Origin of the sequence: Solibacillus palustris, assembly GCF_022549215.1 — a bacterium.
In the GTDB taxonomy this organism is placed as follows: Bacteria; Bacillota; Bacilli; order Bacillales_A; family Planococcaceae; genus Solibacillus; species Solibacillus daqui.
In genome coordinates, this window is sequence record NZ_JAKZFC010000001.1 from 464,210 (window position 1) to 479,110 (window position 14,901).

At 38.3% G+C, this 14,901-nt stretch carries 10 protein-coding genes; all 10 read left to right on the forward strand.

Annotated elements, in window-relative coordinates:
• The first annotated feature begins 144 nt into the window (after positions 1–144).
• Positions 145–2,127: an excinuclease ABC subunit UvrB gene (gene uvrB, locus LZ480_RS02115; protein ID WP_241367692.1), complete on the forward strand. Its 1,983-nt coding sequence runs from the start codon at positions 145–147 to the stop codon at positions 2,125–2,127.
• A 5-nt stretch (positions 2,128–2,132) separates the two neighbouring features.
• Positions 2,133–5,000: an excinuclease ABC subunit UvrA gene (gene uvrA / locus LZ480_RS02120; RefSeq protein ID WP_241367693.1), complete on the forward strand. Its 2,868-nt coding sequence runs from the start codon at positions 2,133–2,135 to the stop codon at positions 4,998–5,000.
• A gap of 80 nt (positions 5,001–5,080) precedes the next feature.
• On the forward strand, positions 5,081–6,289 hold the full coding sequence (locus LZ480_RS02125) for a DUF4097 family beta strand repeat-containing protein (protein ID WP_241367694.1): 1,209 nt from the start codon (positions 5,081–5,083) through the stop codon (positions 6,287–6,289).
• 328 nt (positions 6,290–6,617) lie between these two features.
• Entirely contained in the window at positions 6,618–7,304 is a 687-nt protein-coding gene (ftsE, locus tag LZ480_RS02130; RefSeq protein WP_241367696.1) for a cell division ATP-binding protein FtsE, read from the forward strand.
• Complete coding sequence (ftsX, locus tag LZ480_RS02135) at positions 7,294–8,190, forward strand: permease-like cell division protein FtsX (protein WP_241368644.1); 897 nt, start codon at positions 7,294–7,296, stop codon at positions 8,188–8,190. The genes ftsE and ftsX overlap by 11 nt, the downstream gene beginning before the upstream one ends.
• A gap of 194 nt (positions 8,191–8,384) precedes the next feature.
• Positions 8,385–9,671 carry a murein hydrolase activator EnvC family protein gene (locus LZ480_RS02140; RefSeq protein ID WP_241367697.1) on the forward strand — a complete coding sequence of 429 codons (1,287 nt, stop codon included), beginning with the start codon at positions 8,385–8,387 and terminating at the stop codon, positions 9,669–9,671.
• 112 nt (positions 9,672–9,783) lie between these two features.
• Positions 9,784–10,356, forward strand: coding sequence for a peroxiredoxin family protein (locus LZ480_RS02145; protein WP_241367698.1), 573 nt, complete (start codon positions 9,784–9,786; stop codon positions 10,354–10,356).
• Between the two features lie 270 nt (positions 10,357–10,626).
• Positions 10,627–12,057: a S41 family peptidase gene (locus LZ480_RS02150; RefSeq protein ID WP_241367699.1), complete on the forward strand. Its 1,431-nt coding sequence runs from the start codon at positions 10,627–10,629 to the stop codon at positions 12,055–12,057.
• Positions 12,058–12,769: 712 nt separating this feature from the next.
• Positions 12,770–13,939, forward strand: coding sequence for a PDZ domain-containing protein (locus tag LZ480_RS02155; RefSeq protein WP_241367700.1), 1,170 nt, complete (start codon positions 12,770–12,772; stop codon positions 13,937–13,939).
• A gap of 303 nt (positions 13,940–14,242) precedes the next feature.
• On the forward strand, positions 14,243–14,857 hold the full coding sequence (locus LZ480_RS02160; protein ID WP_241367701.1) for a TVP38/TMEM64 family protein: 615 nt from the start codon (positions 14,243–14,245) through the stop codon (positions 14,855–14,857).
• Positions 14,858–14,901: the final 44 nt, after the last annotated feature.

Consider the following 14,901-nt stretch of genomic DNA (forward strand, 5'->3'; position numbering starts at 1 on the left):
TTAGAGATATTCGGCGAGAATATTAGAAGGCATGCACTATATTCTTGGGGAAAATTTCGAATATATGTTCGTAAAATAATCGTCAATTGAAAATGCGTATGGTAAAATGTAGTTATGAACAAAACGACAGAAAGGACAGCAACTATGACAGAAACTTTTACAATTCAATCAGCGTACAAGCCTGCTGGAGATCAGCCCGAAGCGATCAAAGAACTTGTACATGGCATAAACGAAGGCAAACGTCATCAAACGTTACTTGGTGCTACAGGGACAGGGAAAACGTTTACGATTTCAAACGTAATTAAGGAAGTCAACAAACCAACGCTAGTAATGGCGCATAATAAAACACTGGCAGGTCAATTATATAGTGAATTTAAAGATTTTTTTCCAGACAATGCAGTTGAATATTTTGTGAGTTATTATGATTATTTCCAACCGGAAGCATATGTACCACAAACCGATACGTATATCGAAAAGGATTCGAGTATTAATGATGAAATTGATAAGCTTCGTCACTCGGCTACGTCAGCATTATTTGAGCGTAAGGATGTTATTATTATTGCTTCGGTATCGTGTATTTATGGCTTAGGGAATCCTGAAGAATACCGTGAGATGGTTGTATCAATTCGAACAGGAATGGAAATTGAACGCAATCAATTACTGCGAAAATTAGTAGATATTCAATATGAACGCAACGATATCAAATTTACGCGCGGAACATTTCGTGTGCGAGGAGACGTTGTTGAAATATTCCCAGCGTCTAAGGATGAACACTGCATTCGAGTTGAATTTTTCGGAGATGAAGTAGACCGTATTCGTGAAGTAGATGCACTAACAGGTGAAATTCTAGGCGAGCGTCAGCATGTGGCCATTTTCCCTGCATCCCACTTCGTAACGCGTGAAGAAAAGATGAAAATCGCAATTGAAAATATTGAAAAAGAGTTACAAGTGCGACTTGATCTGTTGCGCTCGGAGGATCGTTTACTAGAGGCGCAGCGCTTAGAGCAACGTACAAATTACGATTTAGAAATGATGAAGGAAATGGGTTTTTGCTCAGGAATCGAAAACTATTCACGTCATTTAACATTACGGGAAGCGGGAGCAACACCGTATACATTGCTTGATTATTTCCCAGAGGATTTCTTGCTTGTTGTCGATGAAAGTCACGTAACATTGCCTCAAGTGCGCGGTATGTATAATGGTGACCAGGCGCGAAAAAATGTATTAGTAGAGCATGGTTTCCGTCTGCCATCCGCGCTAGATAACCGTCCATTAATGTTTGATGAATTTCAGTCGAAGGTCGGTCAGGCGATTTATGTTTCGGCAACACCAGGACCTTTTGAATTAGAGCATACACCAGAAATGGTACAGCAAATTATTCGTCCGACCGGCTTACTTGATCCAAATATTGATGTGCGTCCGATTGAAGGGCAAATTGACGATCTAATCGATGAAATTCATGAAAGGATTCGTCGTAATGAGCGTGTATTAATTACAACATTAACGAAAAAAATGTCTGAGGATTTAACAAATTACTTGAAGGAAATGGGCTTAAAGGTTGAATATTTACACTCAGAGATTAAAACACTAGAGCGTATTGAGATTATTCGTGAGCTGCGTAAAGGAATACATGATGTGTTGGTTGGTATTAACTTACTTCGAGAAGGGTTAGACATTCCGGAAGTGTCCCTTGTCGCAATTTTAGATGCTGATAAGGAAGGGTTCTTACGTTCGGAGCGTTCACTTATTCAAACCATTGGACGTGCTGCGCGTAATGCGAACGGTCATGTTATTATGTATGCCAATAATATGACAGATTCAATGACGAAGGCGATTTCCGAAACGAAACGTCGTCGTGAAATTCAAATGGCGTACAATGAACAGCATGGAATTGTACCACAGACAATTATCAAAAAAATACCAGACATCATTCGTGCAACACAAGCTGCTGAGCAGGAAGAAAAGTATATTACAAAAGTAACAGGTGGCAAAAAGCTAACGAAAAAAGAGCTGCAAAAGCTAGTTGAAACATTGCAAGTAGAAATGAAAGAAGCTGCAAAAGCATTAGACTTTGAACGTGCAGCAGAATTACGAGATATGATTTTTGAATTGAAGGCAGAAGGGTGACTTACGTGAAAAATACAGAAATCGTTGTACAAGGCGCACGCGCACATAACTTAAAAAATATTGATGTCACAATTCCGCGAGATAAAATCGTTGTTGTGACAGGTCTTTCAGGTTCGGGGAAATCTTCATTAGCATTTGATACGATTTATGCAGAAGGGCAGCGTCGTTATGTCGAGTCACTTTCTGCGTATGCACGCCAATTTTTAGGGCAAATGGATAAACCCGATGTTGATACGATTGAAGGGCTGTCACCAGCAATTTCGATTGACCAAAAAACAACAAGCCGTAACCCGCGTTCAACTGTTGGTACAGTTACAGAAATTTACGATTACTTACGTTTATTATTTGCGCGTATTGGTAAGGCGTATTGTCCAACGCACGGCATTGAAATTACGTCGCAAACGGTCGAGCAAATGGTGGATCGTTTATTGGAATATCCAGAGCGCACAAAAATTCAATTGTTAGCGCCAGTCATTGAAGGAAAAAAGGGAACTCATGTCAAGTTATTAGAAGACTTGAAAAAGCAAGGCTATGTGCGTATTCGATTAAATGGTGAGCTACGTGATTTAGACGATCATATCGAGCTTGATAAAAATAAAAAGCATACAATTGAAGTCGTTATTGACCGTGTTGTGATGAAAGAGGGCATTGAATCTCGTTTAAGCGATTCTATTGAAGCTGCCCTAAAAATCGCAGAAGGTCGTGTGTTAGTGGATGTTATGGAGCATGAGGAGTTACTTTTTAGTGAGCACCATGCTTGCCCGCACTGTGGCTTCTCAATTGGCGAGCTTGAGCCACGTATGTTCTCATTTAATAGTCCGTTTGGTGCATGTCCGTCATGTGATGGATTAGGGAGCACGGTAAAAGCGGATATTGAATTAGTTGTGCCCGATTGGAATTTATCACTTCTTGACAATGCGATTGCTCCGTGGGAATCTGTATCATCAATGTATTATCCGCAGCTACTAGCATCGGTATGTCGTCATTACGATATCCCAATGGACGTGCCAGTAAAGGATATTCCAAAGGAGAAAATGGATAAAATTTTATACGGCTCAGGCAAGGAAAAAGTCCATTTTGAATATACAAATGATTACGGCAGTATGCATAAGAAGGACATCGAATTCGAGGGGGTAATTCCAAATATCGAGCGCCGCTTCAAGGATTCTTCGTCTGACTATGTACGTGATTCGATGCAAAAGTTTATGACGGAGCAGCCATGCAGGTCTTGTAAAGGGCATCGTCTAAAACCGGAAACATTGGCTGTGAAAATTAAAGGGCAAAACATTTCAGAGGCAACGCGTCGTTCAATCATAGAAATGTATGATTTCTTTAGTTCAGTGGAATTATCAGAAAAAGAAAAGCAAATTGCCAATTTAATTATTAGAGAAGTAATTGAGCGTTTGAGATTTTTACTTGATGTTGGTTTGAACTATTTAACGTTGGCGCGTTCTGCAGGTACATTGTCAGGTGGGGAAGCGCAGCGAATTCGTTTGGCAACGCAAATTGGCTCGCGTTTAACAGGTGTTCTTTATATTTTAGATGAACCGTCGATTGGTCTGCATCAGCGTGATAATGACCGATTGATTGCCACACTTGAAAGTATGCGTGATTTAGGAAATACGCTAATTATCGTAGAGCATGATGAAGATACAATGATGGCAGCAGACCATTTAATTGATATTGGGCCTGGTGCTGGTGTCCATGGTGGGCAAATTATTGCGCAGGGTACGCCAAAGCAAGTGATGAAAAATAAAGACTCCATTACAGGGCAATATTTAAGTGGGAGAAAGTTCATTCCACTACCTCAGGAGCGCCGAGAATCAGATGGTCGTAAAATTACGATTAAAGGGGCTTCGGAAAATAACTTAAAAAATGTTAATGTAGAAATTCCACTTGGGCAATTTATTGCGGTAACAGGAGTATCAGGTTCGGGGAAATCTACTTTAGTAAATGAAATTTTATATAAGGCACTTGCATCGAAATTAAATCGTGCCAAAGTAAAGCCTGGTGCACACAAATCAATTGAAGGGCTAGAGCAGCTTGAAAAAGTAATTGATGTAGACCAATCACCAATTGGTCGCACGCCGCGTTCAAATCCTGCAACGTATATTGGTGTATTTGATGATGTACGCGATGTATTTGCGATGACGAATGAGGCAAAGGTGCGCGGCTATAAAAAAGGTCGTTTTTCGTTTAATGTGAAGGGTGGCCGCTGTGAAGCTTGTCGCGGCGATGGTATTATTAAAATAGAAATGCACTTCTTGCCAGATGTGTATGTACCTTGTGAAGTCTGTCACGGTAAACGCTACAACCGTGAGACGTTAGAAGTGAAATACAAAGAGAAAAATATTGCTGACATTTTAGAAATGACAGTGGAAGATGCTCTAGAGTTTTTCGGTAACTTACCAAAAATACAGCGTAAACTGCAAACAATTGTTGATGTAGGGCTTGGCTATGTGAAGCTTGGTCAACCAGCAACAACATTTTCTGGTGGTGAGGCACAGCGTGTAAAATTAGCATCTGAATTGCATCGACGTTCAAACGGAAAGTCATTCTACATTTTAGATGAACCAACAACAGGTCTTCATGTCGATGATATTGCGCGCCTATTAAAGGTGTTACATCGTTTAGTAGAAAACGGTGAAACGGTGCTGGTTATTGAACATAATTTAGACGTGATTAAAACGGTCGATCATATTATCGATTTAGGTCCAGAAGGTGGCGATGGCGGCGGTACAATTTTAGCGACTGGCACGCCTGAACAGATTGCGGAAGTAAAAGAAAGCTATACAGGTTATTATTTAAAGCCAATTTTAGAGCGCGATCGTGAACGTATGGCTGACAAAATTGAAATGGCGAAAAGTAAATAAATTGCAAGAGTGTCAATGAAACTTTTTGTCCTCCCTCCTCGTATAATAAAATAGATACGATGAGAGGGAGGAATTTTTTTATGCAAGAACAACGAAAACGCATTTTACAATTAGTAGAAAACGGTACAATTACAGCTGAAGAGGCCATTGTTTTATTAGAAAAGTTATCAGGCAAAAACGAATCAACTCCGCCACCAGTTCAACCGGTCGTGCTTCCAACTGAGTCAAAAGAGAACGAGCCTGTTTTTAAAGCAGAGCCGGTTGATGAAGCGAAAGAACAACGAAAAACGACAGGATTTGAAGATATTTTTGGCAAATCATTTAATGATAAAGAATTCAATAAAAAAATGGATGACTTCATGGGCGATATAAAAAAGGATTTATCTCAATTAAGCACGCGTATGACAGGGTTAGTTGGTGCGGCATTATCAAAATTAAAAGACTTAGATATTGAAACGCCTTTTGGTGAAAAAGTAGAGTTTTCAAAAACTTATGCTTATCCAGCTTTGGATGTGAGAAGTATTGAGCTTGATATAGCCAATGGGAAAATTGATGTAGTGCAAGCGACGGATGAATTAATAACTGTTCAGGTGAATGGTAAAACAACACTTAAAGGTACTGAAGAAGAAACAATTGCACACATTACCGAAACATTAGTTACAAAGACGGATGATAAAATATATATGAAGTCAGAAAATAAATTTACCCAGTTGAAAGTGCAAATCGCTATTCCAAAAAAACATTATGACGTATTTATTGCCCGCTTAATGAATGGCGGTATTTCAGTAGAAAACTTAGATGCGAAATTAATAAAAGCACGTACTTATAATGGGGCAATTCGAGTAAACCATACACAATTTGACCATGCCGAGCTGCAAACGAGCAATGGAGCTGTAGAAGCACGTACTGTAAAGGGTACCGACTTAGAAATTGAAACTGCAAATGGCCGAATTTATGTCGATGGCGATTTAAAAGAAGTCGATGCTGAATCGATGAACGGTCATGTTGTCGTAACTACTTCAAGTGCAGAAGCTCATAAAGTAAAAGCGCGTGCGTTGGCTGGTTCGGTCGAAATCTATGTACCAAAAACAGTGGCGCTAGAAGGACAAATTTTCTCAAACTTAGGGAAAGCAGATGTCGGCTTAAACGATGTGAAGCTGTATGAGGAAGAGGAGCAATTCCTGTTAAAATCCGTGCGCTTTACAAAAGAGCTAGAAGGCGCAAAATTATTGAAGTTAACAGGTGAATCACGTACGGGTACAGTGCTAGTTCGTTACACATTACAATAAAATGCTATGTTCAGCCCACTTACAAGAAAGTAAACTTGTATGTGGGCTTTTTAATGTGCTTAAAATGGTTTAAAAGGCTGAATATTCGTTATATTAATAAAATTTCTAACTATAACAAAGTAATTACGAGGAGTATGAAGTATCTCAGATATAATGCAAAAAATATTAGGAATTTGATTTGCTAATCTAGCAAATTTCAGTCAGAAACTAGCAAAAAAAGGAGCATTTTAATATTGAAAAGAAAATGTAATAAATTTATAGCTTGAAAGTGCTATAATGAATAGGAAAATTTATTTCATAAAGACATAGAACTTAGGTGGTTTCGTTAATGATTCAAATGAATAATGTAGTGAAAAAGTATCCTAATGGCGTTGTCGCAGTAAACGGGATTACAATTGATATAAAAACAGGTGAGTTCGTGTATGTAGTAGGCCCAAGTGGTGCCGGAAAATCGACCTTTATTAAGTTGATGTACCGAGAAGAAAAGCCTACGTCAGGTGATGTAATGATTGACAACATAAACTTGCGTACTTTGAAAAATAGCCGTGTTCCTTTTTTACGACGTCAGTTAGGAGTTGTATTCCAAGACTTTAAATTGCTGCCACGTCTAACGGTGTATGAAAACGTGGCCTTTGCGATGGAAGTAATTGAAGAACAGCCGAAAGTAATTCGCAAACGTGTAATGGAAGTATTAGAACTTGTTGGTTTGAAACATAAAGTACGCATGTTCCCAAGCGAATTATCTGGTGGAGAGCAGCAACGTGTGGCGATTGCCCGTTCGATTGTGAATCGTCCGAAAGTAATGATTGCGGACGAGCCAACAGGGAACCTAGACCCTGAAACGTCATGGGAAATTATGAATATTTTTGAAGAAATTAATCGTCAAGGTACGACGATTGTAATGGCAACACATAACCGTGAAATCGTAAACACAATTCGTAAGCGTGTTATTGCAATTGAAGGCGGTATGATTGTACGCGATGAGTACGGGGGTGACTATGGCTATGAAAGCTAGAACGCTCGTACGCCATTTTAGAGAAAGCTTTAAATCATTAGGACGTAATAGCTGGATGACAATTGCATCAGTCAGTGCTGTAACGGTAACATTACTATTAGTCGGTGTTTTTTCAGTCATTATGATGAACTTAAATAAAGTAGCATCAGACTTAGAAAACGATGTTGAAATTCGAGTGATGATTGATATCATTTCAGATGAAACACAAATAGATATAGTAGAAAATCAGCTCATAGATAAGATTCAAGGAATGCCAGATGTTGAGGAAGTTACATATTCTTCAAAAGAAGAAGAATTAAATAAATTAATAAAAGATTTTGGTGATGAATTAAGCCTATTCGAACAAAATAACCCACTTTACAACGTGTTATATGTTAAGGCGGTTGACCCATTAAAAACAGCAGAAGTGGCGAAGCAAATTGATAGCTTCGACAATACACAGGAAGTTGTATATGGAGAAGGAAAAGTTGAAAAGCTATTTAACGTTTTAGCGATTGCTCGTAATGTTGGGCTTGTTTTAATTTTAGGGTTATTATTTACAGCGATGTTCTTAATTTCGAATACAATTCGTATTACGATCATTGCACGTAAAGATGAAATTGAAATTATGAAATTAGTAGGGGCGACAAATTCATTTGTGCGCATTCCATTTGTATTAGAAGGTATGTGGCTAGGCATTATCGGCTCGATTATTCCAATTACTGTCGTATCCTTTGCTTACTATAAAATTCATGAATTATTAGCACCACGCTTAAAAGGCGAGTTATTCCAAATTTTAGACACAATGCCATTACTGTTCCAAGTGAATGGCCTGATTTTATTAATAGGTATTTTCATCGGTATATGGGGCAGCTTTATGTCGGTACGCAAGTTTTTAAAGATTTAACTTACTTTAGCAAATTCTTTTTGTACCAGAGGCAAAGCGACAGGTACAGAAGACCTTACTTCTACAAGTGTGAGATACATGCAACATGAAAGCAGATATTCTACTAGGGAATATCACAAATACTGCACAAGCTCAAAAAACGCATCTAAGACAATCGTAAAAAAATAATTAGGCGTTTAGGGGGAATTTAATTTTTGAAGAAGCAAAATACACGTTCATTTAAACTACTGGCTGTATTATTCGCATGCGTATTATTCATTCAAATGCCAGCAGCCTATGCAGCTAGTTTAAGTGATTTGAAAAAAGAACGTAGCGAGCTTGAGGCTCAGAAAAAAGCATTAAATAATTCGTTACAGCAAAAAGCAAGTGAATTAAAATCCAATCAAAATAAACAACAGCAAATCATAACCCAATTGGAGCAAATTGGTACAAAGATCGATCAAACTAATCAAGAGATTGCGGTAGTAAAGCTTGATATTGAAATCGCGAATCAAGAAATTGCTGCGTTAGAACAAAGTATCGCAGAGCTACAAGAAAAAATAGATCAACGTGATGCGCTATTACGTGAGCGTGCACGTGCGATTCAAACAGGTGGTACAGTTAGCTATATTGACGTATTACTAGGAGCAAATAGCTTCGTAGATTTTATCGACCGTTTCTCAGCGGTAAGTACATTAATGGATGCCGACCGCCAAATTATGCGTGAGCAAAAAGAAGACCAAGAAAAGCTAGAAATTCAAAAGGCTGATCTACTTGTAAAAAAGGCAGATTTAGAAGCGAATAAAGCGCAGCTAGAAAAATTAAGAGCAAATCTTGAAGAGCAAAAGAAAGAGAAAAATAAATTAGTAGACGAGCTAGAAAAAGAGGAAGCGCGTTTACATGAACAAAAAGAATCAATCGAAACACATCTTGAAGAAAACATTGAGCTAAGTAAAGAATTAGAAAGCGAAATTATGGCAGAGCAACGACGCCAAGCTGAAATTGCACGTAAAAAGGCATTAGAGGCAGCAGCGAAAAAGAAACAGGAAAATAATGCATCATCGTCAGGGAATTTACCAACAGTGTCAGCAGGTACATGGACAAGACCAGCTGCTGGCCGCTATACTTCAGGCTTTGGAGGGCGTGATATTGGTCCAATCGGTAGTAAATATCACTTAGGTGTTGATATCGCGAACTCAATCGGCACACCAGTAGTCGCAGCAGCGGATGGGGTAGTATCCTATGTCGGTACAATGAGCGGCTATGGTAAAGTAGTGATGGTGACACACTCATTAGATGGAAAACCTTTTACATCGGTTTATGGACACTTAAGTGGCTTTACATCGAGTGTGGGTGATGTTGTATCAAAAGGGGATCAAATTGCGAAAATGGGGAACACAGGTAACTCAACTGGGCCACACGTGCACTTCGAAATTCACGTAGGTGAGTGGAACGGAAAACGATCAAACGCTGTTAACCCGTTACGTTATATTTCTTTATAAGAATAAACAAAAGGCAAAACTTCGAATTTTTGGAGTTTTGCCTTTTTCTTTTGAATATTTTGTTAAAAGTTATGATATGGTACTACTAGAAACTGAGGACGGGGTGTAAAACATGAAAAAGAATATCGGCATCCTCATCGTTTTAGTGCTAGTTATAACGATGATTGGTACTTATATAAAAAAAGAGCTAGATGAAGACAAGAAAATTAGTGAGCAAGTGATGGGGAAAGAAGTCCCGTTAGATGAAACAATTGGCTTAGAAAAAGGAAACATTGCACCAGATTTTACATTGTATAATTTGGATGGAAAGCCACTTACATTATCAGATTTAAAGGGGAAGCGTGTTGTTTTAAATTTCTGGACAACATGGTGTCCACCGTGTAAGGCTGAGATGCCGCATATGCAGGAATATTACGAAAAATATAAAGAAGAGGACAATGTCGAAATTGTTGGCGTGAATGTAACCTATGATAGAGAAAAGGTTGAACGTGTTGAACAGTTTTTAAAAAGCTACAACATTACCTTTCCAATTGTGTTAGAGCCAGACGGGTCAGTTACCTCACAATATAAAATTATTACGATTCCAACGACGTTTATGATTGATACAGAAGGACGCATCCAAAAGCAAATTATTGGTCCGCTTGATTTAGAAACATTGCGTGATAATGTGACACAGTTAAATTAATTCTATAACGAGCATTTTTCAATTTAAAAGTTGAAGGCAAGTGCCTTTATCTAATAAAATTCGCTGTCATGGCGTAGCCCGCCAAAATAAGTGGAATGCACTTAATCCATTTCTTGTTAGTAAATTTACTCAATGTTAGTTAAATTAATTTTCGAAAATAGTATTCCTAAAAAACAGAAATAGTTTAACTATCAATAAAAATTTGATTCGACTTAAGTAGTATGAAATGATTCTTTGCTTCATAAGTTTTTATGGAGTGGAGGGAAGTTCGTGCGAAAAAGTCGAATTTTTTTATTGTTGGTAGCTATGCTCATTATTGTCGGCATTGGATATGGTTATAACGAGTTGCAAACAAAGGACCAAAAAAAGGTACAGGCGGATTTTGCGGTGGTAAATGAGTTACATGACCTAATTACAACTGAAACGGTGTATGACATTACGTCAGAAAAATTAGTCGAAGGTGCGCTGCGGGGAATGGCGGATGCAATAAATGATCCATATAGTACGTACTATACGGAACAAGAAGCTGCGTTTCATAAGCAAACATTGGCAAGTGAACGGGTTGGTATCGGGGTGGAGTTATCAGAAGTGAACGGGAAATTCATTGTTGTAGCACCAGTGAAAGCTTCACCGGCAGAAAAAGCAGGAATTCGTCCGCTAGATGAGCTTGTTCAAGTGAATGAAACTAGGCTAGAAGGAAAGACATTCAGTGAAGTGATGAAACTAATGCAAGGGAAAGAAGGGGAAAAACTAGAGCTCGTACTGTTTCGACCAGAGTTAGATAGTCATTTGAAGCTATCAGTAAAGCGTGAGAAGCTTAAAAATACAACTGTCCAAACACAATTACTTGATGTTGAAGGCGTAAAAATTGGGTATGTGATTGTTTCACTATTTGCTGAAAAAACGGCTGAAGAATGGAAAAATGCATTGGACATATTGTTCACTAAGGATATTGAAGGCTTAATCATTGATGTGCGCGATAACCCAGGTGGCTATTTACATAGCGTTGCACAAATGATGAGTATGTTTGATCAAAAAGAATCTATTTTTGCTTATATGCAAAATCATGATGGAGCAACAGAGCCGCTGAAAACAAAAGCAAATGAAGCATTTGAGCCATATGCAAAGCAGTTAAAGTCAATGCCAATTACGATTTTACAAAATGAAGGCAGTGCTTCAGCGAGTGAAGTGTTTGCTGGCGCATTGCAAGATTGGAAACGTGCAACGCTAATTGGTGTGACAAGCTTCGGAAAAGGAACTGTACAACAAACTTGGGAACTACAAAATGGTGGAGAAGTCAAGCTCTCAACAAATAAATGGCTGACACCTTCTAAGCGTTGGATACATCAAGTAGGGATTGAACCAGATCTTGAAGTGAAGCAGCACCCGCTATATAAAATGGAAATGAAAGTGCTCAAAGGCCGTTTTGAAGTGGGGGAATATGGTGAAGAAGTGGCATATACTCAACGAGTGCTAAGTGAATTAGGATACAATATTGCACGTACAGATGGTTTTTATGATATGGATATGGCAAATGAAGTTGAAAAGTTCCGTAAGAAATATGATTTACAAGATGGTAGGCATTTAGATGAGGTATTTTTCCGAGAGCTCACTATGCAGCTTCAAAAATTTAAACAAGACCCAGTGAATGATATGCAATTGCAAATGGGTGTGAGCTATATCATGCATCAATTGGAGTAAAAAGGAAATCGTGTATGTGAAATGAATAGAAACTCACAATGAGTACTTTTCAATACAAAATTTGGAATCAAGTGCGTTTATCTAATAAAATCCGTTCTGCTACGCTACGGGGCATGCTTTCCTGGGGGCGTGGCTCCAACTAACTATATGCTTGCCACTACGGCGGCAAGCATATAGTGGATTTTACGCGCACGCTTAATCCCCAAGGAGTCAGCCCCTTCGCTTCGCGGCACTCTACTATAAAACTAGAGTTGGTTTTTATTACAAAGTGTTTGAATGAAGTGTGCTGAATTGAACTTTGTAATTGAAATAAAGTCTACTTTCGTCTAAAAATGGATTTATTTTTGTGAAAATAAAAAAGAGCAATTTTTTTACAGAGCTAACATTTAATTTAAGATACCCTATTGTATTAGTGTACTATTTTATTCATCACCGCCGCCTCGCGATAGCGCAAGCGGCAACATTTTGCGCTCTTAACTATATAGGAAAAAGTACATTTTAATTTGGCGGGCCTTGCATGCGGCATTAAAGACAGTAGTATGGACACGTACCACGTGGCCATATTGCTGGCATGCCGTAGCCCGCCAAAAATAAGTAACACTGTACTTAATCCATTTTTTGTTAGTAAATTTACTCAATGTTGTAGAAATACAAATAGGACTACGCAATATGAACAGGATTTGATACAATTAGTCGTACGGTAGGTGAGAGCATGGACGAAACAATTATTATAGAAATTTTAAAAGGTATTGGTCGCTTTTTTATTAATCCACTATTTTATCTAGCACTCATTTCAGCAGTTTTTTTAGGCTATCGTCGTGTAAAACGAGAGCGTCGCTTTTTTCATATTAGAATTTTAGACGGTTGGTCGGAGCTTAAAAATATGTTATTGATGGGCTTTGTTTTATCGTTGATTATTTCATTATTTAGTGTCGTAATTGGGTTGACGATCTCACTAGAATTATTAGTAGCGGTATTTTTAATTAGCTTTATTGGCTTAATTGTATTTATGTATCATTTACTTTCGCCAATTATACTGATGACGCTCGCATTTTGTGTGATTGTGTGGATGGATTGGCAAAATTGGTCTTATTCTATTTGGGGCGTTGATTTAGCGGCGCGTAATGTTGTCGATGGCTTAGTGATAACAGTCCCAGTGCTTGCGGGGCTATTGTTAATGGCAGAAGGAATTTTAATTCGTCGTAACGGGGCAAAGTTTGCATCGCCGATTGTTGAAACGACAAAGCGCGGTCTAAATGGTATTGGTTATTATAGTAAGCAGCTTTGGTTATTGCCACTTGTGACGATTATTCCGGGTGACGGCATTCAAAGTATTGCACCATATTGGCCACAGTTTACGATTGGTGCAGAGCAATTTTCAATTATTGTGTTTCCATTTGTGATTGGATTCCAGCAAATGGTCCGTCAAAAGCTACCGATTTATGTGTATCCGAAAATGGGAGAAAGCATTATTTTGACGGGTGAATTGGTATTGATCGTAGGCTTTCTTGCTTACTTCATGCCGGTGCTTGGTGCAGCTGCATTAGTATTGGGTGCCATTTCACGTACGGTAATTGGTATTTACTATAGTCATTTAGAGGATCGCAATAGCTATGCGGTGATTCGTAGCGATAAAGGGGTTATGATTGCAGGCGTATTACCGAATTCGCCAGCGCAAAAAATGGGCTTAGTTGCTGGTGAAATTATTAAACGAGTGAATGGGCAGCATGTGTTGACTGAAGATGAGTTGTATAAAGCATTACAAATTAATGCAGCACATTGTCGTTTAGAAGTGCTCGATCATTCAGGCGAGCTACGTTTAACGCAGCACGTCGTTCACCGTGAAGATAATCATACTATAGGATTGCTAATTGTAAAATAAACAACTAGGATTTGTCCGAGAAGTATTTCTGGGACAAATCCTTGCGCCGAGGATGGTGAGAATTTATTCTGACCACCGCAGAAGCACCGCCCTCAAGCGGTTAATTAATACATGAACGAGGGGCTGCCCGGAAAGTATATACTTTTCGGGTAGCCTCTTTATTATGTAAAATGTGTTTTTCTAATTTATTATGTTTATCACTGTTGAGTATTGTGAAGTATGTTACTATAAATGTATCACTAGTTGTTTGAATTATTTGAAAGCGTATTAAAAGTTTGCCGTTCATAGCAGGAGTTGGGTTTTGTGTTTGATTGGATTAGTATTGATAATGTCGAATTATTGATTGAAAAATATAAATTGCTTGGGCCTTGGTTTAGTGTTTTTTTAACGTCTGTTGAAGCATTTTTACCGTTTCTTCCGCTGTTTGTCATTGTTGTTGCCAATGCTGGTGCATACGGATTGTTTTGGGGCTTTATGTTATCGTGGCTTGCAACTGTGGTGGGTTCATATTTATTTTTTTTAATGATTCGTTATTTTGGTAATCATCGACTATTACAAAAACTTAAAGGGCAAAAGCAAGTAAAACAGCTGATTCACTGGGTCGATGTACGCGGCTTTACACCGCTTTTTGTGCTGTTATGTTTACCGTTTACCCCTATTGTTGTTGTCAATACGGTAGCGGGATTATCACATTTAAAAAAGAAATACTATTTTTTAACGTTACTCATTTCAAAGCCAGTCATGATTTTTTTAATTAGTTATTTAGGTAGTGACCTACGTGCCATTTTGAGTTCACCTATGAAAATTGTTGTATCCTGTTTGATTATTGCCGTGATTTGGGCACTCGGTAAATGGATTGAACGGTATTTAACTAAACGGGTTGAACGTGATTTACGCAATATTAAGTCCCGTAAATAACAAGTGTAAGCGCTGCTAATTTAAAAAATAGCAGCGTTTTTTCC

What these genes read in the sequence shown, in the direction of transcription:
- uvrB (WP_241367692.1), top strand. Translation starts at nt 145, where the DNA reads ATGACAGAAACTTTTACAATTCAATCAGCGTACAAGCCTGCTGGAGAT.
- LZ480_RS02125 (WP_241367694.1), top strand. Translation starts at nt 5,081, where the DNA reads ATGCAAGAACAACGAAAACGCATTTTACAATTAGTAGAAAACGGTACA.
- ftsE (WP_241367696.1), top strand. Translation starts at nt 6,618, where the DNA reads ATGATTCAAATGAATAATGTAGTGAAAAAGTATCCTAATGGCGTTGTC.
- ftsX (WP_241368644.1), top strand. Translation starts at nt 7,294, where the DNA reads ATGAAAGCTAGAACGCTCGTACGCCATTTTAGAGAAAGCTTTAAATCA.
- LZ480_RS02145 (WP_241367698.1), top strand. Translation starts at nt 9,784, where the DNA reads ATGAAAAAGAATATCGGCATCCTCATCGTTTTAGTGCTAGTTATAACG.
- LZ480_RS02155 (WP_241367700.1), top strand. Translation starts at nt 12,770, where the DNA reads ATGGACGAAACAATTATTATAGAAATTTTAAAAGGTATTGGTCGCTTT.